General features: G+C 45.0%; 21 protein-coding genes. 8 read left to right on the top strand and 13 right to left on the bottom strand.

Annotation, left to right across the window (positions count from 1 at the left end; genetic code table 11):
* Nucleotides 1–134 precede the first annotated feature (134 nt).
* The 6 genes from AC4IFT_RS00170 to AC4IFT_RS00145 all read left to right on the top strand — a co-directional run bounded on the left by AC4IFT_RS00170 (nt 135) and on the right by AC4IFT_RS00145 (nt 9,945).
* The gene (locus tag AC4IFT_RS00170; protein ID WP_490734449.1) at nt 135–2,930 is read left to right on the top strand and encodes a xanthine dehydrogenase family protein molybdopterin-binding subunit; all 2,796 of its coding nucleotides are present in this window, start codon (nt 135–137) and stop codon (nt 2,928–2,930) included.
* On the top strand, nt 2,927–3,478 hold the full coding sequence (locus tag AC4IFT_RS00165; protein ID WP_353241920.1) for a (2Fe-2S)-binding protein: 552 nt from the start codon (nt 2,927–2,929) through the stop codon (nt 3,476–3,478). Before AC4IFT_RS00170 ends, AC4IFT_RS00165 begins: the two co-directional genes overlap by 4 nt.
* Complete coding sequence (locus AC4IFT_RS00160) at nt 3,475–4,710, top strand: c-type cytochrome (protein ID WP_490750320.1); 1,236 nt, start codon at nt 3,475–3,477, stop codon at nt 4,708–4,710. Before AC4IFT_RS00165 ends, AC4IFT_RS00160 begins: the two co-directional genes overlap by 4 nt.
* A 422-nt stretch (nt 4,711–5,132) precedes the next feature.
* The gene (locus AC4IFT_RS00155; RefSeq protein WP_490750319.1) at nt 5,133–8,051 is read left to right on the top strand and encodes a xanthine dehydrogenase family protein molybdopterin-binding subunit; all 2,919 of its coding nucleotides are present in this window, start codon (nt 5,133–5,135) and stop codon (nt 8,049–8,051) included.
* Nucleotides 8,048–8,614 carry a (2Fe-2S)-binding protein gene (locus tag AC4IFT_RS00150; protein ID WP_375084058.1) on the top strand — a complete coding sequence of 189 codons (567 nt, stop codon included), beginning with the start codon at nt 8,048–8,050 and terminating at the stop codon, nt 8,612–8,614. Before AC4IFT_RS00155 ends, AC4IFT_RS00150 begins: the two co-directional genes overlap by 4 nt.
* 11 nt (nt 8,615–8,625) lie before the next feature.
* Complete coding sequence (locus tag AC4IFT_RS00145) at nt 8,626–9,945, top strand: cytochrome c (RefSeq protein WP_490750317.1); 1,320 nt, start codon at nt 8,626–8,628, stop codon at nt 9,943–9,945.
* A gap of 60 nt (nt 9,946–10,005) precedes the next feature.
* Here AC4IFT_RS00145 and AC4IFT_RS00140 read toward each other — a convergent pair whose 3' ends face one another.
* Nucleotides 10,006–10,350 carry a hypothetical protein gene (locus AC4IFT_RS00140; RefSeq protein WP_490750316.1) on the bottom strand — a complete coding sequence of 115 codons (345 nt, stop codon included), beginning with the start codon at nt 10,348–10,350 and terminating at the stop codon, nt 10,006–10,008.
* Between the two features lie 22 nt (nt 10,351–10,372).
* A complete protein-coding gene (locus AC4IFT_RS00135; protein ID WP_490750315.1) occupies nt 10,373–10,702 on the bottom strand; it encodes a zinc ABC transporter substrate-binding protein in 330 nt (109 codons plus the stop codon).
* Nucleotides 10,703–10,916: 214 nt separating this feature from the next.
* On the opposite strand from AC4IFT_RS00135, the gene mutS reads away from it, so the two are divergent.
* Together mutS and miaE are read left to right on the top strand one after the other, a co-directional pair.
* Nucleotides 10,917–13,484, top strand: coding sequence for a DNA mismatch repair protein MutS (gene mutS / locus AC4IFT_RS00130; RefSeq protein ID WP_490750314.1), 2,568 nt, complete (start codon nt 10,917–10,919; stop codon nt 13,482–13,484).
* A 1-nt stretch (nt 13,485) separates the two neighbouring features.
* Complete coding sequence (gene miaE, locus AC4IFT_RS00125) at nt 13,486–14,250, top strand: tRNA isopentenyl-2-thiomethyl-A-37 hydroxylase MiaE (protein WP_490734435.1); 765 nt, start codon at nt 13,486–13,488, stop codon at nt 14,248–14,250.
* A gap of 80 nt (nt 14,251–14,330) precedes the next feature.
* On the opposite strand, the gene rpoS is transcribed toward miaE, so the two are convergent.
* The 11 genes from rpoS to cysD form a co-directional block, all read right to left on the bottom strand.
* The gene (rpoS, locus tag AC4IFT_RS00120; protein ID WP_273805090.1) at nt 14,331–15,317 is read right to left on the bottom strand and encodes an RNA polymerase sigma factor RpoS; all 987 of its coding nucleotides are present in this window, start codon (nt 15,315–15,317) and stop codon (nt 14,331–14,333) included.
* Nucleotides 15,318–15,371: 54 nt separating this feature from the next.
* Nucleotides 15,372–16,451, bottom strand: a complete 1,080-nt coding sequence (nlpD, locus tag AC4IFT_RS00115; RefSeq protein WP_490750313.1) for a murein hydrolase activator NlpD — start codon at nt 16,449–16,451, stop codon at nt 15,372–15,374.
* Between the two features lie 314 nt (nt 16,452–16,765).
* Nucleotides 16,766–17,392 carry a protein-L-isoaspartate(D-aspartate) O-methyltransferase gene (locus AC4IFT_RS00110; protein WP_490734433.1) on the bottom strand — a complete coding sequence of 209 codons (627 nt, stop codon included), beginning with the start codon at nt 17,390–17,392 and terminating at the stop codon, nt 16,766–16,768.
* Complete coding sequence (gene surE, locus AC4IFT_RS00105; protein WP_219246040.1) at nt 17,389–18,150, bottom strand: 5'/3'-nucleotidase SurE; 762 nt, start codon at nt 18,148–18,150, stop codon at nt 17,389–17,391. The genes AC4IFT_RS00110 and surE overlap by 4 nt, the downstream gene beginning before the upstream one ends.
* Entirely contained in the window at nt 18,128–19,186 is a 1,059-nt protein-coding gene (gene truD / locus AC4IFT_RS00100) for a tRNA pseudouridine(13) synthase TruD (protein WP_490734430.1), read from the bottom strand. Before truD ends, surE begins: the two co-directional genes overlap by 23 nt.
* Complete coding sequence (ispF, locus tag AC4IFT_RS00095; RefSeq protein ID WP_490750312.1) at nt 19,152–19,664, bottom strand: 2-C-methyl-D-erythritol 2,4-cyclodiphosphate synthase; 513 nt, start codon at nt 19,662–19,664, stop codon at nt 19,152–19,154. The genes truD and ispF overlap by 35 nt, the downstream gene beginning before the upstream one ends.
* A gap of 9 nt (nt 19,665–19,673) precedes the next feature.
* Entirely contained in the window at nt 19,674–20,396 is a 723-nt protein-coding gene (ispD, locus tag AC4IFT_RS00090; protein WP_490734428.1) for a 2-C-methyl-D-erythritol 4-phosphate cytidylyltransferase, read from the bottom strand.
* Nucleotides 20,397–20,455: 59 nt separating this feature from the next.
* Complete coding sequence (gene ftsB / locus AC4IFT_RS00085; RefSeq protein WP_047757167.1) at nt 20,456–20,752, bottom strand: cell division protein FtsB; 297 nt, start codon at nt 20,750–20,752, stop codon at nt 20,456–20,458.
* A 170-nt stretch (nt 20,753–20,922) separates the two neighbouring features.
* Nucleotides 20,923–21,531, bottom strand: a complete 609-nt coding sequence (cysC, locus tag AC4IFT_RS00080) for an adenylyl-sulfate kinase (RefSeq protein WP_490750311.1) — start codon at nt 21,529–21,531, stop codon at nt 20,923–20,925.
* A gap of 4 nt (nt 21,532–21,535) precedes the next feature.
* Nucleotides 21,536–22,981, bottom strand: coding sequence for a sulfate adenylyltransferase subunit CysN (gene cysN / locus AC4IFT_RS00075; RefSeq protein ID WP_490750309.1), 1,446 nt, complete (start codon nt 22,979–22,981; stop codon nt 21,536–21,538).
* 25 nt (nt 22,982–23,006) lie between these two features.
* Complete coding sequence (gene cysD, locus AC4IFT_RS00070; RefSeq protein ID WP_490734421.1) at nt 23,007–23,915, bottom strand: sulfate adenylyltransferase subunit CysD; 909 nt, start codon at nt 23,913–23,915, stop codon at nt 23,007–23,009.
* Between the last annotated feature and the right edge of the window lie 13 nt (nt 23,916–23,928).

Below are 23,928 nucleotides of genomic sequence, written 5' to 3'. Positions count from 1 at the left end.
TTTTATTTATCCTTGCTTGAAATCCATTCACATTTAGACAATATTTGAATCAGTATGTAATACTTTTCAGAGTAATGATAAATACAACAATATAGATATAATATAATATAATATAATAAGTGTAAGGGTTTATTATGAGCAAAAGCAATGTTGGACTCTCCCGCAGACACTTTCTTAAATGTGCCGTTGTTGCTGGAATTTCAGTGTATCTCGCCCCTTTATATAGCCGCGCTTTTGATGTGCTATTTGAGGAAAAAATTCTCCAGTCCCCAGACTGGAACCCCGTTGATAAGCGAATCAAATTTCGCATTGATGCCTTTTCTAAAGTGCAAGGTGAAAAAGTTTTCGCCAGAGACATCCGAGCACGAGATATCCCTCACTGGCCAAAACAACAAGGTCACGCATTTTTACTCAGAGTGACGCAAGCGGACAAAATTTACCAAGGTTTTAACCTCGATAGGCTCAGCGATGGCTTGATGCCAGACCGTATTGTGACGGCAAGTGACTTAGAAAAAGACGGTGTGGCTTTCCCTGAGTTTTACGGAGAAGACTTGCTTCTTCCCGAAGGAAAAACCCCTGCCTATTTAGGCCAAGCTGTGGCACTGCTCATTTACCATGACTTTGCCAAATTCCGTTTTGCCAAAGAAACACTTAAATTCCACGATGATATTATTCAATATGGCGCATTTACTGGGCCATTAGAGCGCGACCCTTGGGGCACCTACCGTGGGGTACGTATTGGAAGTGAAAATCCTTACGACCCAGATATTTATTCCAGTATGAAAGACATGCCTATCTCACCGATTGGGATGAAAAAACACCTCCCTGTATGGCCTGAAGGCCGTGAAGGTGGAAAACTGGATGAAGAAGGCATGTTGTTTGCTGACGAGCTGGCAAAACAGCTGGAAAACCCACCAGAAGATTGGTTGGTGATTAAACGTAAATATACGACCCAATCCATTGATACCGCGGCTCTAGAGCCCGACAATGCCAATGGCTGGTATGATGCAAAAACGCAATCATTCCACCTTGTGATCCCAACTCAGTCACCACAAGAAGTGGCGGCATCGTTGCCTGAAATGCTGGCTAAATCAACGTTCCCAATTAAGCAAATATTCCTACATCCTTGTTTTACAGTGGGTTATGGTTCAAAAGACCATGCCCCATTCCCTTATTATGGCGCCATGGCAACACTATATGGCGATGGCGTACCTATTCGTCTGGCCAATGACCGATATGAGCAATTCCAATCCAGTATCAAACGCCATGCCTTCGACATGGATTACACATTAGCCGTCAACAAGAAAACCCATAAAATTGAAGCGCTCAATGCCTCATTTATTGGTGATGGTGGTGGGCGCTGTAACTTTACGCCATCCGTTGTCATGGTGGGTGCCACAGGTGCGCAGGCCATTTATTATATCCCTCGTAGTGACCTATCTGCGGTTGGTATTGCATCACGGGCAGTCGATGCAGGCTCGGCACGAGGCTATGGCACGCTGCAAGCCATGGCTGCTACCGATATGTTAATGGAAGAAGCGGCGAAGCTGCTCAAGGCTGACCCCATTGAATTTCGCCTAAACAATCTAATCAAATCAGGGATGAAAAATACCCAAGGGGCAATCCCGGGCGGCGCTATTCGTGCCGATGAAGTATTAACGCGCTGCGCAGCTCACCCGATGTGGACCGAAAGGGCCAAACGCAAAGCCGATTACGAAGCCAAAAATAGTGGGAAATTTTTTGGTACAGGGATTTCCTGTGTGCAAAAAGACTTTGGGACAGGCGCGGAATCATCATTTGCTCGTGTAGAGCTAACGCGAGAAGGCAAAATTGCCATCTACCACAGTGGGGCTGAAATGGGGACGGGCATGTCAACCTCTCAAGCCGTTGTATGCGCAAAATGGCTTGGAAAACCCGCTGAACTTGCTCACTTTTCTGTAGCTGATTGGTCGATTTTACCTATGGTATCAACGGGTAACCCGTTTGCCATGGCACAGGAAGAACAAGACCGCTTAGCGCAAAACCCACTCTGGACGCCAAATTATTGCTCACCGTCAAGTGCCAGTAACTCCGCATACTACTTTACCCACAGTACCGAAGAAGCGGCACGACTCGTATTCGAACATGGGTTGTGGCCTGCCGCAATGTCAATTTGGCAAGAAGGCATTGGCGGAGGACAAGCGGCACCATTAGTTGTGCGCCGCGAAGATGCACGTTGGGTTGCCGAGGGGCTAACGGCCGATGGGCTAGAAGTGCTGAGCTTACAGCGATTAATCGATCGCACCTTTGAAATGGGTGGTGTGACTGGTGTGGTTAGCCACGTATTTAATCGCTGGCAATGGGCTGAAGCCGATTTTAGCATTCAAGGCGAAATGCGCCGCTTACCCGTCGATGGGCTCGCGTTGCGTTTTGCTGAAAAGGATTACCAAGTCTGCCATCGTGAAAAAGCCTATTACCCTGATACACAAAGAAATAACGCAGGTGTAACCTACTACAGTGCGGTGGCGACTGTCACAGAATTGTCCATTAATAAAGCCACTGGGCAGGTTGAATTACTTGACCACCACACCGTTGTGGAATGCGGTAATTTAATCGTTCCACAATTGGTTTCAGGGCAAATCCAAGGCGGGCTCGCTATGGGTATCGGCCATGCCCTTCATGAATATTTACCTCTGTATGAAGACGGACCCGGCAATGGAACATGGAACTTCAACCGTTACCATCTTCCGCTCGCCAGTGACGTTGCAGTTTGGCAGCAGACCAGTGAAATCCTACCGGGACTCTCAGACACCGATCCTCCAAAAGGGGTTGCTGAGGTAGTGATGATCCCAGTGGTTTCATCTATCGTCAATGCTATCGCCGATGCAACTGGCCACCATTTCTTGCACCTCCCTGTGCGTGCTACAGATATTCAAGAGGTATTATCATGAGTTTAAATTTCCTTCCACTGACCTTAACCATTAACGGCCAATCTTATGGACCAATGGATGTACCTGAAGGCCTCATGATGATTGATTTCCTTCACGAATACGTCGATTTAACGGGTTCACGTTTAGGCTGCGGTCAAGGCATCTGCCACGCCTGCGTGGTGATCTTAGACCACCCATCTGGCACCAGTGAAGAAGTTCGTACCTGCATCACCGGCGCTCACTTCTTTAACAACAAAAGCATTCGTACCATCGAGGGCGCGGCGACAAAAGAAGAAAATGGGGATGTAAAATTATCCCCTGTACAACAAGCCTTTATCGAAAACTTTAGTTTTCAATGTGGCTATTGCACCCCAGGTTTTGTCAATGCAGCCACCATTTTTATTGAAGAACTTCAACGTAACCCAATCAAAGAGGAAGACTTAGAAGAAGCCATTAAGCAGGCGCTGAACAACCATATTTGTCGCTGCACAGGCTATGTTCGTTACTATGAAGCGGTGCGTGAAGTTGTTCTCGCTACTCCTGGGCTGATTAAGGAGGCAATCAAATGATCAAAAAAATCATTTTATGGCTTGTGGCGATTGTCATTGTCGTTTGGGCGGTGCTTTACTGGTATGAAAGCCGAACATTAGATGGTCCTGTGCAAAAGGTGACTTCGACACCCCAAGAAATTGAACGAGGCCGTTACCTAGCTCTTGCCAGTGACTGCGCAGCGTGCCATACCAGCGCTAACGGCGCACCACTTGCGGGCGGCTTTCCCCTTGATACGCCTTTTGGTACCATCTATAGCAGTAACTTAACCCCTTCTGCGGACTTTGGGATTGGTCGCTGGACAAAAGATGAGTTTTATAAAGCACTAACCCAAGGGATTTCACCACCCAGCAAACACCTCTACCCTGCGATGCCATATACCTCTTATAAGGGCATGACACGGGAAGATTCCGATGCAATTTACAGTTATTTGATGAGCCGCCCAGCGGTGGATGTCGCACCACCCGAAAATTCGTTACCTTTCCCACTCAACCAGCGTATGGCAATGATTGGTTGGAACCTGCTGTTTTTTAATGACAAGCCGCTTCCAGATAGCTCCCAAGGTAGCTCTCCTGAATGGCAACGAGGGAAATATTTAGTTAACGTATTGGAACACTGCTCCGAGTGCCACACCCCAAGAGGTGCATTGGGTGAAATGGAGTTGGATAACTTTATGAAAGGCGGTGCTTTAGGCCGCTTTATCGCCCCAGATATTACGCCAGAAGCACTCGCCGCAAGAGGTTGGACAAAACAGGATTTACAGCAGTTTTTCATGACAGGCATTGCCCCTCAGGGCTCAGCTTATAGTGATATGCACCCTGTGATTTACCTGAGTTCGCAGCATTTAACCCCTGAGGATAATAGCGCAATCGCCACTTACCTAATGGGCGACAACCCACCCGCGACATTGCCATTAAAAATGGGAGAAGGTAACTCACAAGGTCGACAAGTGTATTTAGAAACCTGTTCAGGCTGCCACTCTTACGATGGTAGTGGCAAACCAAATGTTGCCGTTGCGATGAAAGGCAATTCAACATTACGCGATGTAGACAGTACCAATCTGATTAATACTATTTTGGATGGTTTACCTGAACAACAATTTCCGAATAACCAAAGCCTACAAAGCATGCCGGGGTTTGCAAATAAACTGAATGACCAACAAATCAGCGAGTTAGTCAACTTCTTGCGTGTTGAATGGGGTGGGCAACCTGCCGATATCACACCAGAACACGTTAAAGCATTACGTCAATAACCTCCCACAAAACCAGACTAATAATATTAGTCTGGTTTGCCATTTAAATTAATTAATAATAAATCTAAAATAGAATCGTTATATATTTAATTACATATTGGATTTGTTTTTAAATAATTAAAATCATTTCATCCCATTAATTAAAACAATCATTTTAGGTAGTGGTTTTCGTTAAAATTATCTAATAAAGATGACTCTACCAAGATTATTCACTTTCTTGTATAAAACGCTTTACTCACTTCCCATAACCCTTTATAGATACCCATACTATTTATGTAACTTATTGAGTAATCGCACATTAATCATCTAAATATGACTTATTTTATTTATCATAAAATAATCTTACATTTAATGATGCAAATACATTATTTATTGCTACCTCTAATGCAAATCCCCCTAATAATAAAATTTGGGAGTACATAATGACGGGACATATTTCTAGACGTAATTTTATTAAATTGGGCACCATCGCAGGCATTACCGTCATGGTAGGTAAACTCCCTTTTGCCCTTGCCGTTGAGTTAGACTCTGACTCACCGAAAACCGACTGGATTGGGCAAAATGGTAAAGCGCGCTTTCGCTGGGATGGCGTCGAAAAAGTCACGGGTAGAAAAAATTTCGCCCGCGACTACCGTGCCAAAGACATTCCCGGCTGGCCGAAAAAGCAAAGCTATGCCTTTATGTTAAAAGCGACGGATGCAGAGAAAACGTTCGAAGGCATTGATATTTCTATGTTAGGGCCAAATCTACAGCCTGACAGAGTTGTCTTGCAAGAAGACTTGATCCGTGACGGCCTAAATATCCCGCAAGATACAGGAATGGGCAAAGGGTTTTATGGTACCAATGTGCTTGTTCCGTTAGGGGAAACTGCCCCTATTATTGGCCACCCTGTCGCCATTTTGATTTACCAAGACTTTGATAAATACAGTGCGGCACAGCGTATGTTGCGCTTTGCGACAAATACGGTGAAATATGGCGCAGTCACAGGCCCTAAACCGCCAGCAAACTATGGTGCAGCTCGCTATGTGCGAATTGGGGGAGAAACCCCGCTTTCCCCGTCAATTTTCTCCCCTTACCAAGATTCTGGTATCAAAGGGGGTTTTGATGGCAATACGCCTGTTTGGCCCCCTTATGACCCCAAACATGCCATCACGGTTCCCCCCGTTATCCGCAAAGATCGTGGCGGTGGCTTTATTCAAGCCCTTCATCAAGCAGAACAACGGCCTGATAAACAAGAAAGAGCCATGGATTATGCACGGGAAATTGAACAAGAAATTGCCGCCGCACGCCAAAATCCAGACAAATTTGTGCTTGAGCGTCACGGCTTTTCCCAATCCATCGACCCTTGCGCCATGGAGCCGGATAACTGCAACACATGGTATGATGCCGAAACTAAAACTCTGCATATTTTGACAGCAACACAATCCCCTGCGGGTGTAGTCAATGCTGCGGCAGAATTATCCAAAAATAACAAACACTTTGCTGTTGAAAATATTGTTTTATTAACAGGCTCAACGGTGGGTTATGGTTCAAAGGATTATTCGGTTTTTCCATTCTATGCCTTAGTCGCCAGTTTCTATGCAGATGGCCTGCCTGTGCGCATGGCGAATGACCGTTATGAACAGTTCCAAATGGGTATGAAGCGCCATTCTATTGAAATGGATGTGACCATCATTGGCGATAAAAAAACAGGTAAATTCGATGTATTAAAAGGCACGTATAACTGCAATGGCGGAGGGCGTGAAAACTTATCCGTTGCGGTTTCTCACGTTGCGGTGCGTGGCGCACAGTCGATTTATTATTTCCCTAAATCAGATTTAACCGCACTCGCCATGGCAACACCTGCGGTTGAAGCAGGTTCAATGCGGGGCTTTGGTTCGTTACAGTCCATGGCGGTGACTGAGTTGATGGTGGACGAAATCGCTCATAACCTGAATATCGACCCAATAGAGTTACGTCGCCGTAACGCTATTTTAGAAGGTTACCCAAATACCCAAGGGGGCGTGATTGCCGGAGACCCACGCAATGTGGAAATGCTAAACCTCGCCGAAAAACACCCAATTTGGGTCGAGCGTGAGAAAAACAAAGCGGAATACGACGCCAAAAATCCCGGAAAACTGTATGGCGTTGGCTTTGCACAAGTTCAACAAGTGTATGGCTCCAGTGGCGTTCCCACTATTCTTTCCCTTGAATTTGACGCAGATGGCAAACTGACCATGCGCCACTGCATGCAAGAAATCGGTACAGGGGGAACCACCGCCCAGCAAGTGATGGTGTGGCAAGCCCTCAGTAAAGCCCCTGATGTGGTGGAATTTGGCGTCACCGAGTTTGCAGAATTACCGTTAAAAACCAGCTGGGCTGATCAGAAAAAACAAGATGAACTCGCCAAAAGTGACCCGTATTGGACCCCCGCCCTGATCCCAGACATGAGCTCATCCAGTGGCGTCTACTACATCGGTTTCGGAACGCGCCAAGCGGGTCATTTTTTACTGGAAAATACCTTATGGCCTGCGGCAAAAAGCATTTGGAGCGAGGGCCCAGGCGGCGGTGCATTCAATGGCCTAAATGTTGAGTTTTCAGATATTCGTGTTGGCCCCGAGGGTATTGGCGGCGGTGGTATGAAACCAATCCCCTTCAATATTTTAGCTAAGCGTGCCCATGAAATAGGGCTAATTACAGGGATTGCGGTACATGGTTATTCTAGTTGGCAATGGGCTCGTGCAGACTTTGATATCCCAACAGTGGGGCTAAAAAACCTGCCTCTTGATGCCATATCCATTCGCTACGGTGATGGTGCGCCAAATGAATTGAAGAAACAAATGACAACGGGCGGTTACCACTTTATTAAACGTAAAATGGCGTACTACCCACCAACTCAGAGGGCGAAAGCAGACCCAACAACGGTCACTCCCGCGTGTTGCTTAGTCGAGCTCAACGTCAACACCATGACGGGGGAAGTGGATGTAATGCGCCATCATATGATTATGGACCCCGGTACCATGATAGTCCCAGAGCTGGTTTCTGGGCAAATTCAAGGTGGTACGGCAATGGGTATCGGACATGCATTAATGGAAGAACTGCCGCTGTATGAAGATGGCCCAGGTAACGGTACGTGGAACTTTAACCGCTATGTTTTACCCCGTGCAAAAGATGTGGCTGTTTGGCAACAAACTATCGATTATTTGCCGCCGCTGTCTGAAACTTCGCCGCCAAAAGGCATGGCAGAACTGGGGATGATCCCTATCCTGCCTGCCACCAGCAACGCACTCACCCACGCGACGGGGAAGCGTTTTTATGAATTCCCAATTACGGTAGATAAAATTAAAAAGGCCCTCTCATGAATATCACCAATGCCGTTCCGATTATTGAGCGCAAGCCATTAACTCTGACTATCAATGGTCAAAAAATTGGCCCTATTGACGTCCCTGTTGGGATGCCAATGATTGAGTTCCTTCATGAATACCTCGACCTGACAGGGACTCACTTTGGTTGTGGGCAAGGTATTTGCCACGCTTGCACCATCATGGAAATTCAGCCCGATGGCACCACCGTTGAAAGCCGTACCTGTATTTTTGGCGCGCACTATTTTAATAACAAAAACATTGTCACTATCGAAGGGCAAGCAAAGCTGGATGAGCAAGGTAAAGTGGTTGAATTAACCCCGATCCAACAAGCCTTTATCGAAAACTTTTCGTTCCAATGCGGCTACTGTGCCCCAGGTTTTGTGACAGGCGCTACCGTGTTCCTCGATAAGCTCAAGAAAAATCCAGTTAAACGGGCTGACCTTGAACAGGCCATTGAAGAGGCGCTAAATGAACATATTTGCCGCTGCACTGGGTATGTGCGTTACTACGAAGCTGTGAGAAAAGTCGCCCTCGACACTCCCGGCTGCGTGATTGATTAGGGAGAACGACGATGGCTAAATCTCGCTCCATACGTAAAACGTTCTATATCATCATCGGGCTCTTTCTTGTGCTGATGCTGGCAATCCTGTTTGGTGCATTTCGTACTTCCAGTATTGGCCCTGGCTTAGATAAACCGCTTACCTCAGAAGAAGTGGCAAGGTTAATACCTCGTGGGCAAGAGCTCGCAACGGCAGGAGATTGCTTTGGCTGCCACTCATTACCCGAAGGGCCACTTGCTGCGGGCGGACGTGCTATCGGGACACCTTTTGGTACCATTTATTCCACCAATATCACTCCTGATAAACAATTTGGTATTGGTAACTATACCCGTGCCGATTTTCATCGTGCGCTTAAAGATGGCATTGGCAAAGAGAGAGGTAACCTCTACCCTGCCATGCCGTTTGTTTTCACGCATATGACGACTTCAGAAGATATTGATGCGTTGTATGCCTATGTGATGACCTTGCCGCCAATGGCCGTGCCCAACAAAGAGAATACAGGCGTATTTGTTTTACCTGTTCGCCCGTTTATGAACTTTTGGACGCTGCTTAATTTCCCGAAACAAAATGCGCCACATGACCCACAGCGCTCTGAGCAATGGAACCGAGGTGCATATATCGTGGAGGGTCTTGCCCACTGCGGTGCCTGCCATTCACCACGTAACCTGATGATGGGCGTCGAATTTTCTCGCTCATTACAAGGGGGGGAAGAAGCGGGTCTGGCAATTCCAGATATCACTGCACAAGCGTTATCTAAACATGGCTATGACACTGCGTCTTTGAGCCAGTTTTTACTGACAGGTAATGCCCCTCAAGGCTCAGCGTTTGCCGATATGAGCACCGTGACACATTTTTCCACCAGCCAAATGAAGAAAAACGATGTCGACGACATGGCGATTTATTTGATGACGGATAAACAAGGAAAGGTGTTAGGCGCCAAAGCACCACCCGCGCCATTACCTGAAGCCAGTGCTCAACCTACCGCGGATATTGGCGCAACAATGGAAACGGGTCGCTTGATGTATATGTCCACTTGCGCAGGTTGCCACGGCATTACAGGTGAAGGCGTACCGAATGGTATTCCCGCCCTCAAAGGCAATGCCATTTTAGCGATGGACAGCCCTGAAACTTTTATTAGCGTAGTGTTAACGGGTATTCCTACCACCACATTCCCTAATGGGCAACGCATGTACGCCATGCCAAGTTTTGCCGACGATTTAGACCCTCAAGAAATCGCCGATTTGCTTTCATGGGCACGTGCTGAATGGGGTGGTCAAGGCAAGCCCGTTACCGCCGAACAAGTTGAAAAGCTGAAAAAATCGATGCAATAACTCAAAAACGCCTCTTAAATTAAGGGGCGTTTTTTCACAAAATCAACAATACAGACATTATTATCCAGCATATCCTTTATTGTTAATTAGGATTGTTGGCCTAACTTGCACATAATAATTATTTTCGGCACTATTTGCTTTTGGCCAAATGATCAATGCACGTTCATCTTCAGTAATTGAAATTCTTGTTATTTCACTCAAATATAATGAAAGCAAGTCCTTATCTTCTTGCTTTAATATCAAGGAGACACAGCCTTCATAGGCCGTAAAGTAGAATAATAGACGAATATTCCCCTGTTTGAATTCATAGCCAAATGTCACCGCATCTTCAATATCTCGATGAATAGGCTCACTTTCAAAAAAGCTTAAAAAATCAATTTCATCAGGGAGATCGATAAACGCCATATTACTCACCTCTCGGTTTTACTCACAATGGTCCCGCCCATTCAAGTTGTGGTTTTAATTCGTTTGGAACAAGCTCAAACAGCTTTTTAATCAAGGCTAAATTGCTGTTATAAAGAATGCTGATATTCGCATTGCATTTATCGTGGTAATACTTAGCTTGATTGTTTAAAAATGAAATATCATTCATGGTAAACGCATTATTCAATAATTTATTTGGCAGATTATGAACCAATTCAGATTCATAATAGCAGGACATATCTTTTAGTCTTAACTGTCTATCTTGAGTTTGTATATTTCTGAGATGAGGTAACACCCCAAATAACATTTCCACATAGATTTCGTTCTTAGTCATCGACTTTTCTTTCTCTTCTCATAAATATTTCAGACACTTTATCACCAAACTCAAGTTGCCCTCTATCACCTTGGCGTAATACCATAGGGAAATCCATGCGTAACACGTTTGCCTACTCTCATTTGATGGGATCTGTGGTATTTTATACCCTTTCGTGAACGTTCAACTCGCTCACAGAACTTCGTTAACTCAATACGTTAGAACAGACAACACTATGACTGATACGCAAAGCTTCGAATCCCACACACCCATGATGCAGCAGTATTTAAAACTAAAAGCACAACATTCAGACATACTGCTGTTTTACCGTATGGGGGATTTTTACGAACTCTTCTTTGATGATGCTAAAAAAGCCTCACAATTACTGGATATCTCCCTAACAAAACGCGGGCAATCAGCGGGTCAGCCTATTCCAATGGCGGGTGTGCCGCACCATGCGGCCGAGGGTTACCTTGCTAAACTCGTGCAAATGGGCGAATCTGTCGCAATCTGCGAACAAATTGGTGACCCTGCGACCAGCAAAGGCCCCGTTGAGCGCCAAGTGGTACGTATTGTCACTCCAGGCACCATTACTGATGAAGCATTATTAAACGAACGTCAAGACAATCTACTTGCCGCAGTCTGGCAAGATGCTCAAGGCTATGGTTTTGCCACATTAGACATCACATCTGGCCGCTTTATTATCAGCGAAATTTCTGATGAGGAAGCCCTACAAGCTGAATTACAGCGTACCCGCCCTGCGGAGCTTCTGTACCCTGAAGATTTCGCCAGTATGTCACTGATTGAGCACAATAAAGGCTTGCGCCGCCGTCCACTGTGGGAATATGAACTGGACACGGCAAAACAACAGCTTGGCTTGCAATTTGGCACTAAAGATTTAATCGGTTTTGGTGTAGAGAATGCCCATAAAGCCCTGCGTGCCGCGGGCTGTTTACTGCAATATGTCAAAGATACCCAACGCACCTCATTGCCGCATATTCGCAGTATTGTGATGGAAAAACAAAATGATAATGTTATTTTGGATGCGGCAACGCGTCGTAATCTAGAAATCACCCAAAACCTCGCAGGTGGCACTGAAAATACCCTCGCATCTATTTTAGACATGTGCGTAACGCCAATGGGCAGCCGCATGTTAAAGCGCTGGTTGCATACCCCACTGCGCAATATTCAAGTATTGAATAACCGCCAGCAAGCAATCAGCGCTTTGCAGGAACAAGGTTTTGAATTACAACCATTTCTGCGCCAAATTGGTGACTTAGAGCGGGTTCTTGCTCGCCTTGCACTGCGCTCTGCCCGACCACGTGACTTAACTCGCATGCGCCATGCATTTCAACAATATAGCGACATTCATCAGATCCTTAGCCAGTCCAGCAGCCCTTATTTAGTAGAACTGCAAAGTCGAATTGGCCAATTCGATGAGCTACAAAGTTTGCTGGAAACCGCGATTATTGATGCGCCACCCGTATTAGTGCGTGATGGCGGTGTAATTGCACCAGGCTACAACAGCGAGCTCGATGAGTGGCGAGCTTTAGCTGATGGCGCTACAGATTACCTTGATCGCTTAGAAATTCGTGAGCGTGAAAAGCTGGGTATCGATACCCTAAAAGTGGGTTATAACGCGGTTCATGGTTATTACATTCAAGTCAGCCGTGGCCAAAGCCACTTAACACCAATCCACTATGTACGTCGCCAAACCTTAAAAAATGCTGAGCGCTATATCATCCCTGAGCTCAAAGAGTATGAAGATAAAGTTCTGACCTCTAAAGGAAAAGCATTAGCCATCGAAAAAGCATTGTATGACGAACTGTTTGATATGCTGCTTCCACATCTTGCTGCACTGCAAACCAGTGCAGAGGCATTATCAGAGCTTGATGTCTTAACCAACCTTGCTGAGCGTGCAGAAACACTAGGCTATGCTTGCCCGCAACTCACTGAAAAAGCAGGTATTCAAATTACCGAAGGCCGCCACCCAGTAGTTGAGCAAGTGCTCAGTGAGCCATTTATCTCCAACCCACTTTCATTATCCCCACAACGCCGTTTGTTGATCATCACGGGGCCAAATATGGGCGGTAAAAGTACCTATATGAGACAAACTGCACTGATCACGCTGCTTGCCTATATTGGTAGCTTTGTGCCCGCGAGCAAAGCGGTTATTGGCCCGATTGACCGTATTTTTACCCGTGTCGGTGCCTCGGATGACCTTGCTTCTGGTCGTTCAACATTCATGGTGGAAATGACTGAAACGGCTAACATTCTACACAATGCGACCGAACATAGCTTAGTGTTAATGGATGAAATCGGTCGCGGCACCTCAACATATGATGGGCTTTCCCTTGCATGGGCGTGCGCTGAAAATTTAGTCAATAAAATCAAAGCAATGACATTGTTCGCGACCCATTATTTTGAATTGACAACCTTACCTGAAAAACTGGAAGGTGCTGTGAATATCCATCTCGATGCCATTGAGCATGGTGATACCATCGCCTTTATGCACAATGTTCAAGAAGGTGCAGCAAGCAAGAGTTATGGTCTTGCGGTTGCCTCGTTAGCAGGTGTGCCAAAAGACGTGATTAAGCGTGCAAAGCAAAAGCTAAAAGAGTTAGAGGTTATCTCCAACAATGCTAACTCCAGCCATGTAGATAGCGCACAACTGAGCTTCTTAACGGCTGAAGAAGCTGAGCCATCCCCAGTATTGGTCGCATTAGAAGGCATTGATCCCGACAAACTAACGCCACGCCAAGCCCTTGATTGGCTGTATCGTTTAAAGGATATGGATAGCTAACATGGATGAGTATGCGGCGCTACTTGCGCCAATTCGGCAATTTTTACAGTGCGAAACCCCGGATGAATGGGTGCAAAAAGCCAGTCAACCTGAAAACTTGCCAATTATCCTTAAAGACCACTTATTGTGTGAGTTAAAAGCGGCGCAAAGTGCCCTGTTTTTGATCCGCAAATATGCCGTGGATAAAGACAGTGCCGCCACATTACTTGAGTGGTTTAAGCCTTATGAGACCTTTGCTTACGATAGGATTGGGGATGTTCACACCTTAAGAAATAAAAACCAAATATCCAAACAGATACTGGCACGTAAGCAATCACCTTACAGCCAAGATTTGATTGATAAAATGGTGCTGCTAATCAAAGAAGAGCTACATCACTTTTACCAAGTATTGGAAATCATGCACGAGCGCAATATTCCTTATGATGGCATCACGGCGGGGCGCTATGCAAAAGGCTTATTTAGTCATATTGACCCACATGATCCTAAAACGTTAGTCGATAAACTGATTATTGGGGCTTATATTGAAGCGCGTTCTTGTGAACGGTTTGCAAAGTTAGCGCCTTATTTAGATGAACAGCTGGCTAATTTTTATATTTCATTATTACGCTCTGAAGCTCGCCACTACCAAGACTATTTGCAGTTAGCTCAGTTAATTAGTAAACAAGATATTACTGATCGGGTTAATTATTTTGGAATTATTGAAGCTGAATTAATTTCAACGCCTGATGATGATTTTAAATTTCATAGCGGTGTCCCAATTAATTAACACTATTTCTAGCCAATAAAAAAATCCCTATAAACTTTCACTTATAGGGATTTTTATTTATCTTTTATCTCATTAACACTCTACATATTGAATAGCGACTCTAAAGTCAGCTCTTCACCATGTAAAATATCTTTTAATCGCCTTAAACCTTCCACCTGAATCTGACGAACTCGTTCACGAGTGAGCCCAATTTCGCGCCCAACCTCTTCAAGAGTTTCTGCTTCATAACCTAAAAGCCCAAAACGTCGTGCTAAAACCTCCCTTTGTTTTGGGTTCAATTCATATAACCACTTAACGATATTATCTTTTAAGTCGTTGTCTTGAATTGTATTTTCTGGACCTGAATCATTATCATCAGACAATACCTCAAGCAAAGATTTCTCTGAGTCCCCTGCAATTGGAGTATCAACAGATGTAATGCGTTCATTTAAACGCAACATGCGGCTGACGTCTTCGACAGGTTTATCTAGCTGCTCAGCGATCTCTTCAGGGCTTGGCTCATGGTCCAACTTCTGGGCTAATTCACGTGCAGTACGAAGGTAGATATTGAGTTCTTTGACGATATGAATAGGAAGGCGGATCGTTCGGGTTTGATTCATAATAGCGCGTTCGATCGTTTGACGGATCCACCACGTCGCATACGTCGAAAAACGGAATCCTTTTTCTGGATCAAATTTTTCAACAGCGCGAATCAGCCCAAGATTGCCCTCTTCGATCAGATCGAGTAAAGCAAGACCTCGGTTATTATAACGGCGAGATATTTTCACAACTAAGCGAAGATTACTTTCTATCATGCGCTGACGCGAAGCGACATCGCCACGCAGTGCACGTCTAGCATAGAAAACTTCTTCCTCAGCGGTGAGGAGTGGTGAAAATCCAATTTCACTTAGATAGATTTGGGTAGCATCCAGAACACGTTGACTCGTGTTCTGGAGTAAATCCATTTCTTCTTCCTGTTCAGAAACCAGATCTTCTTCTTTAAACTGACTCTCATCAAAAGCGTCGTCTAAATTGCTTTCGTCAAGGTCATTATATAACTCGTTAACTTTCAGCGAACTTTGGCTCATCAGTGACTCCTACCCTAGATAATGCGGACAGAATGTCAAAGCACTCTGCCCAGTTTATCGTTGCGGTAAATAACGCAACGGGTTTACTGATTTTCCCTTGTAACGAATTTCAAAGTGTAGTCTAACTGAACTTGTACCAGTACTACCCATCGTAGCTATTTTTTGACCTTCAGTAACATCCTGTTGATCGCGCACAAGCAACGTATCGTTGTGTGCATAAGCACTCAAGTAGTCATCGTTATGTTTTATAATTATTAGATTTCCATATCCACGCAGTGCATTGCCTGCATAAACGACTTTTCCTGGCGCAGAAGCGAGCACAGATTGACCTCGAGAACCGGCAATATCCACCCCTTTGTTCCCGCCTTGAGCATCAGAGAAACCTTCAATCATTTTCCCTTCTGCTGGCCAACGCCACTTAATTGACGAATTATTTGTGCCACTTGCTGCCGTAGAAGCAGTTGGTGCGGTAGCCGTGTTCGTTGTTGTTGTCGTAGAAACTTGCGTTGCAGGTTTTCTATTATTCGGCAACATCTTACCGGAAGTTTGACCACCACTATTTGCAGGATACTCATTAGTTGTTCGAAGATCAACCGGTTGCTGATGACTATTTGATGAATTTGACGCCAATTGCGTGTTCGAGTTCACATTTGTGTTACCAATATTAATTACCTGACCAACATTTAAGCTGTATGGTTCAGGAATATTGTTTTTCGATGCTAACTCACGGAAATCATTACCGGTTATATATGCGATGTAAAATAACGTGTCACCACGCTGAACGGTATAGCTATTTCCGCTATAACTACCTTTTGGAATACTGCCATAATCACGGTTGTAAACAATGCGTCCATCAGTGCTGGTGTTCACTGGTGCTGATGTACGATTTACTGGCTGATTATTGGTATTACTTGATAAATTTGGGCGCGATGACGGCATTGCCGTACTCATCCCTGTGTTACTTGGCGCAGTAGATGTCGTCCTTTGAGCCACTGGCTGACGCGATTGGCTATCATTCACACTCGAAATAGGTGCTGCTGGGTGATATGGCGTAGAACAACCTGCCAATAACGCTCCGCTAAATGAAAAGATGACTGCCCATCGAATTCTGCTTATAGGGCTAACAATTTTCATGCTTCTTCTCCCGTGAAGAAAAATCTGACGCGACAATTCAGTTTTATGTCAGTAATAGAGTTACCATAAAATATTTCACTTATTAAAGCAGAAATACAAAATAGTGAACAAGTTAAATATATCAAAAAGATAACAATTTGAGATTATGACTTAATAGTTTAAGCCATTGATTCAATTTTAGATGGGTAAAATATCATATTTGGAATAGTTTTACTGCTATTTGAGTTAGTAAAACTTTTGCAATGGCATTTTATTTAACATCATTATAAAAAATCAATTCACTTTTATAATTCAGAAATACCATTGCAAATAAATTAAAGTAGCTCACCCGCAATAAGTGGCACAAAACGCACTTTTTCAATGACATTGGCGTGATAGTCATTACCTCGTCGAGTAATTAACTTCAGAGACTGTTCTTTATCCCCCACAGGTAATACCATACGCCCACCATCTTTCATCTGCCCTAATAACAGTGTCGGGATTTCTGTCGGTGCTGCGGTGACAATAATTGCATCAAATGGGCCTTTAGACTGCCACCCTTCCCAGCCATCACCATGACGCGTGGACACATTGTGCAAATCAAGCTGTTTTAACCGACGTTTGGCTGTCCATTGTAGGCTTTTAACGCGTTCAACTGAAAAAACATGGTGCGCAAGATGCGCTAATACTGCCGTTTGATACCCCGAACCTGTGCCAATTTCCAGAACATTATCATTGGCTGTTAACGACAGCAACGCCGTCATTTTTGCGACAATATACGGCTGTGAAATAGTTTGCCCGTGACCGATTGGTAACGGGATATTATCGTAGGCTTTATGTGAGAGCGCTTCATCCACAAACCGTTCACGCGGAACTTGTGAAATTGCATCCAATAGGCGCTCATCGTGAATTCCCTGTTGGCGCAATTGTGCCAAGAGTTCTTTCATGAGCCCTGTTTTCATTTTACTGTCACTCCTGATTTCTCCAGCCACTCTTCAACTAATGTATGCGCTTTATACGCAGTTAAGTCGACTTGCAATGGCGTAATGGAAACATAACCATTTTGGACAGCTTCAAAATCTGTCCCCGGCCCTGCATCGCGAATTTCGCCAACAGGCCCTAACCAGTAAAGCATATTCCCTTTAGGATCTTCAAGGTTATACACTTCTGACGCAGCATGGCGGCTACCACAGCGCGTGACTTTGATGCCCTTAAGTTCTTCATAAGGAATATCCGGCACATTGATATTCAGGATATTCCCTGCACGTAACGGGTTCTTTTGTAGCATAGCAAGAATGTCGCAAGTCACTTTTGCCGCCGTTTCATAATGGACTTCACCATCTAACGAAACCGCAATCGACGGCAACCCTAAGTGGCGTCCTTCCGTTGCGGCTGCTACGGTGCCTGAATAAATCACGTCATCCCCCAAATTAGGGCCGCAATTGATCCCCGACACGACAATATCCGGACGCGGGCGAACAACTTTATTTACACCGATGTATACGCAGTCGGTTGGTGTCCCTTCTTGAACAGAAAGGTCACCGTTACTTAATGTTTGAATTTTTAGTGGTCTATCTAATGTCAGTGCATTAGATGCGCCGCTGCGATTGCGGTCAGGCGCAATCACTTGAACATGATAATATTGGCGCAGCGCTGCCGCAAGAGTTTGAATTCCTGGCGCATTTACGCCATCGTCATTACTCAATAAAATCTTTAGCATCGACATTATCCTGCCCGTTTTGATTAATAATTTCTCGTACAACGCTGGTCGCAAAGCAACCTGAATTCAAGAAGAACGTCAGTTTTACCGTTGAATCATCTAACCATTGCCATGTAAAATCTTGCGGTTTAGCAATAATTGCACGACGAGCTGGCGAAACACGTTCGCGCTGCATCAGTGGCATAAATGCTTGATATTCTGCTAAACATGCTGTTTCGAATGCCAGCGCGTCATCTTGCGTACCTAACTCACCATCTCCAGGCAAGGGTGCTGTGACACTCAACTCTGATGTGTGTAAACGGCTTTGCAATGATGGAAGTTCTTCTTGTGTTGCTACAAACCAGCTGCCCCGCCCCGTTAATTGCAGTGCATCACCTAACAGCGCTTGCTGCGTGGTCCCTTGAGCAATTCGCTCGCTCGCCACATGATTAAACATGGCACTACGCGCTGCTGATAGATAAAAACTACGCTTATTACGTTCACGAACTTGAATTTCTTGGTTAGCCCAGCGTAAAGCTTGGGTCAAATTCTGCCCATCACGGCCAAAACGCTGCTCACCAAAATAGTTTGGCACACCCGAAGTGGCGATTTTTTGCAGGCGTTGCTCAACGTCATTGGCATCTGAAATATCACGCAATGTGATTTCAAATTGATTTCCTTTCAGAGAACCAATACGTAATTTACGCTTTTGTCGCGTCACGGCAAGCACACGGCAACCATCTAATTGCCACGCTGAGAAATCAGGCGTGTCTTTACCTGGCATTTGCAAGCAAAACCACTGTTCCGTCACCGCATGTCTATCTTTTAAACCGGCATAGCTCACAACACGGGCTGAAATTTTAGCAAATTTGGCAAGTTGCTCTGCCACAAACAGCGTATTACAGCCTGTTTTTTCCACACGCACCATCACGTGCTCGCCTTCGCCATCTAACTCGAAGCCTAGGTCTTCTTTCACGATAAAATCTTCAGGAGTACTTTTTAATGTTCCTGAAGAAAGAGGTTTACCATGCAGGTACTGAACATTCATTGCTTTCATTACTATTATCTTTCACTAAAAGGACAACGGCGGCACACGCAATGCCTTCTTTACGACCGACAAAGCCTAATTGCTCTGTTGTTGTCGCTTTCGCATTCACATCATCCATATGACATTCTAAGACTTCTGCAATATTCACGCGCATTTGGGGAATATGAGGCAGCATTTTCGGGGCTTGCGCCATAATGGTGATATCGATATTACCAATACGATAACCTTTAGCACGCACGTGGCAAAAGGCTTCCCTTAATAAAACACGGCTATCCGCCCCTTTAAATGCAGGGTCAGTATCAGGGAATAATTTACCGATATCCCCTAGTGCCGCAGCACCTAAAATCGCATCCGTTAATGCATGTAACACCACATCACCATCTGAATGGGCCAGTAAACCTTGCTCGTAGGGAATACGCACGCCGCCAATTACGATAGGGCCTTCGCCACCAAACTTGTGTACGTCAAAACCGTGTCCGATTCTCATTATTTTTCCTTAGTTATTCATTCTTGAAAGATAAAACTCTGCCAACGCGAGGTCTTCAGGCTGCGTCACTTTTAAGTTATCCGCACGGCCTGCCACGAGAACAGGTTGGTAGCCGCAATACTCAAGTGCTGAGGCTTCATCGGTGATCGTGGCATTTTCTTTCAAGGCTTTACTTAGACAGTTCCGTAAGAGTTCCAACGGAAAAAATTGGGGCGTCAATGCATGCCATAGTGACTCACGTTCGACGGTATGGTCGATGAATACGGATGTTTTTACACTACGTTTCATGGTGTCACGCACAGGGGCGGCAAGAATACCGCCACAGCAACCTTGTTCCGTTGCTAGTTGAATAATGTTGTTGAGATCGTGTTGGTGGAGACAAGGCCTCGCCGCATCATGCACCAGTACCCAACAATCATGATAATCAGGTTGTGAGCTAAGGTAGTTAAGCCCTGCCAAAACAGAATCGGCACGCTCTTTTCCCCCCGTGACGACGGTCACCCTAGGGTCTTTAGCAATATCAAGTTGCTGAAAATAATCATCATCGGCGCTAAGTGCAATAACCACCGTATTAACGGTGTTATTCGCTAACAATGCATCAATGGTATGTTCGATAATCGTTTTGCCCGCGACGGGTAAATACTGCTTAGGGCAATCAGCATTCATACGACTGCCGATACCTGCTGCTGGGATCAGTGCAACAATTTGTGGGGCAACACTTGGATTTGTCATTATTTGGTTCTTACATCAGAAATTATCAGGCAAATGGGCGCATTATTTTAGGATTCATATTATTGAGCTGATTTCTGGTTGCTACTTTCTTTTACCATGCGATAGAAAGACTCACCCGGTTTAATCATACCGAGTTCACTACGCGCACGCTCTTCGATTGCATCTTGACCATCATTAAGGTCATTAATTTCAGCAAATAGTTGTTCATTACGCATTTTCAGGCGCGAGTTAACAATTTCCTGCGCGGCAACATCATCTTTGACTTGGACATAATCATGTATGCCATTCTTGCCTAACCATAAGGAATACTGCAACCATGCTAATATCGCGATTAATAGTAGCGTTAATTTACCCATCTTGCCCCCTGAAATGATGTGCTAATCATCCCATAACTCAGCGAATCGCGCTACTGTGACAAAAAATTATATTAAAAAGTCAGAATAAATCGGATTTGTAACCCTTAACTATCACCTTATTTTATCACCAAAAATAAAAAACTGGGATTTAAGATGATAGCTAAGTGGCATTAATAATCCATTTGAATGATATTATTGCGCAGTAATAGGGCAATAATATTAGAAAGAGAATCGGAGATAGGTAGCTGCCCATCAAGTCGTAATTCAGGGCTTAAGGGGATTTCATAAGGGGAATCAATCCCTGTAAACTGCTTAATTTTACCTTCCCGCGCTTGTTGATATAACCCTTTTGGGTCACGTTGTTCACACACGTCGACTGGCGTATCAACGTATAACTCTAAAAATTGATTTGGTTCGAATAATTCACGAACACTTTGTCGATCCGATTGGAAAGGCGAAATAAACGCGGTTGCCACGACTAACCCCGCATCCACCATCAGTTTAGCAACTTCACCCACTCGCCGAATATTTTCTTGCCTGTCAGCCTCACTAAACCCAAGGTCGCGGCATAACCCGTGGCGAATATTATCGCCATCCAATAAATAGGTTTTCACGCCAATCGAAGCCAGCTGGTGTTCAACCGCCCCTGCCAGTGTCGATTTACCCGACCCAGATAGCCCTGTAAACCACAGGACCGCTCCTTTATGACCATTATTGCTTTCCCGCAAAGGGCGAGTCACCGCGTGTTGATGCCACACAATATTATTATCTTGAGTCATTGGTTTATTTTCCACCCAGTACGTCCCGAGCGCCCCAATGAGGAAAATGTCGACGGATCAGCTGGTTAAGCTCAATTTCAAATTCGCTAAATTCTCCCGTTGCCTCAAAAACTGGCTCTTGTGCCTCTCGTACAAGCCCAGCGCCCACCGTCACATTTGTCAGCCTGTCGATAAAAATCATGCCACCTGTGTCAGCGTTACGTTGGTAGTTTTCCAACAACAAAGGTTCATCAAAGGAAAACTCCACTAAGCCGATACCATTTAACGGCAATTCCGTAGCGACTTTTTGGGTGAGATTATTCACATCCACTTGGTATTGAATGTTTTCGACTTTCCCACGGCTGCGTTTTCCCGCAATTTTAATATCTAATTGCTGGCCTTGAACAAGGGGTTGTTCCGCCATCCACACCACATCAATCAACGCATGTTGCGTGGCTTGCAAGTTTTCGTTTTCTGCGACGATTAAATCTCCGCGGCTAATGTCAATTTCATCATCCAACACCAACGTGATGGCCTCACCGGGTATGGCGAAATCCTGCAAGCCTGAAAATGTCACAATCTCTTTAATTTTGGCCGTTGCCCCCGATGGCAGCACTTTCACTGCCTGCCCAACTTGGACAATCCCTGATGATAATGTGCCGCTATAACCACGAAAATCTAAATTGGGTCGATTCACATACTGCACAGGGAAACGCAGCGCTTGCTCGAAGGCCTTTTGCTCAACCTGCACATTCTCTAAAATAGACAGCAATGTTTCCCCTTGGTACCAAGGTAATTGCTCACTCGGGTTAACGATATTGTCGCCATCAAGCGCTGAAATCGGCACAAACCATACATTTAATTCAACAGGTAATTCAGTAGCAAACTGTTGGTAATCCTGCTTAATTTTGTCGAATACAGCTTCACTGTATTCCACCAGATCCATTTTATTCACTGCAACAATCAAATGGCGGATCCCCAGCAATGTACTAATAAAGCTGTGGCGACGCGTTTGCTCTTGCACGCCTTTTCGAGCATCGATCAACAAAATAGAAAGTGAGCAAGTTGATGCACCTGTCGCCATATTGCGAGTATATTGCTCATGTCCGGGGGTATCTGCGATAATAAATTTGCGTTTCTCTGTCGAAAAATAGCGATACGCCACATCGATGGTGATCCCTTGCTCACGTTCTGCTGCAAGGCCATCCACCAGCAGGGCGAGATCGAGCTTTTCCCCTTGCGTTCCCAGTCGCTTACTATCACTTTGCAGCGTTGTGAGCTGATCTTCATAGATTTGGCGGGTATCGTGCAATAAACGCCCGATTAATGTACTTTTTCCATCATCCACATTACCGCAGGTGAGAAAGCGTAAAAGCCCTTTTTGTTGCTGCGCAAGTAAGTAAGATTCCACGCCGCCTTGCTGTTCAATTTGCAGCGCGATTGATTCGTTATAAACAACTTGTGCCATCATTTGCTCCCCATCTTAATCTTGCGAATTAAAAATAACCTTGGCGCTTTTTTAGCTCCATGGATGCTGACTGGTCACTATCAATCAACCGACCTTGTCGCTCACTGGTGGTCGAAATCAACATTTCTTCAATGATTTCAGGCAATGTCTGAGCTTGGGATTCAACCGCTCCCGTTAACGGCCAGCAGCCTAACGTTCTAAAACGCACTTGCTGCTTGCTGATCACTTCCCCCACTTTTAAATCAATGCGGTCATCATCTACCATCAACAAGGTGCCATCTCGCTGGATCACTGGGCGCTCTTTCGCAAAATATAGCGGAACAATATCGATATTTTCCAAGTAGATATATTGCCAAATATCCAGCTCTGTCCAATTTGACAGTGGGAATACACGAATGCTTTCCCCTTTATTGATCTGCCCGTTGTAATTGTGCCAAAGTTCTGGGCGTTGGTTTTTTGGATCCCAACGATGAGATCGGTCTCTAAATGAGTAGATCCGCTCTTTTGCACGGGATTTTTCTTCGTCACGCCGTGCACCACCAAAAGCTGCATCAAAACCGTATTTATCGAGCGCTTGCTTCAAGCCTTCGGTTTTCATGATATCCGTGTGCTTTGCACTACCATGCACAAACGGGTTGATCCCCAACTTTTCCCCTTCAGGGTTACGGTGGATCAATAATTCAAAACCGTATTTTTGCGCCGTCGCATCGCGAAACTCATACATTTCGCGAAATTTCCACCCGGTATCCACATGCAATAATGGGAACGGTAATTTCCCCGGATAGAAGGCCTTACGCGCTAAATGCAACATCACAGAAGAATCTTTGCCGATGGAATACAGCATCACAGGGTTCGCAAATTCAGCGGCAACTTCACGAATGATATGAATACTTTCTGCTTCTAATTGCTGTAAGTGGGTCAATTTTTTCTCGTTCACAATAACCTCCATC

Source organism: Providencia sp. UF-183, assembly GCF_058246155.1.
The sequence above is the reverse complement of the archived record's forward strand: the minus strand, read 5'-3'. Positions and strand labels throughout refer to the sequence as shown.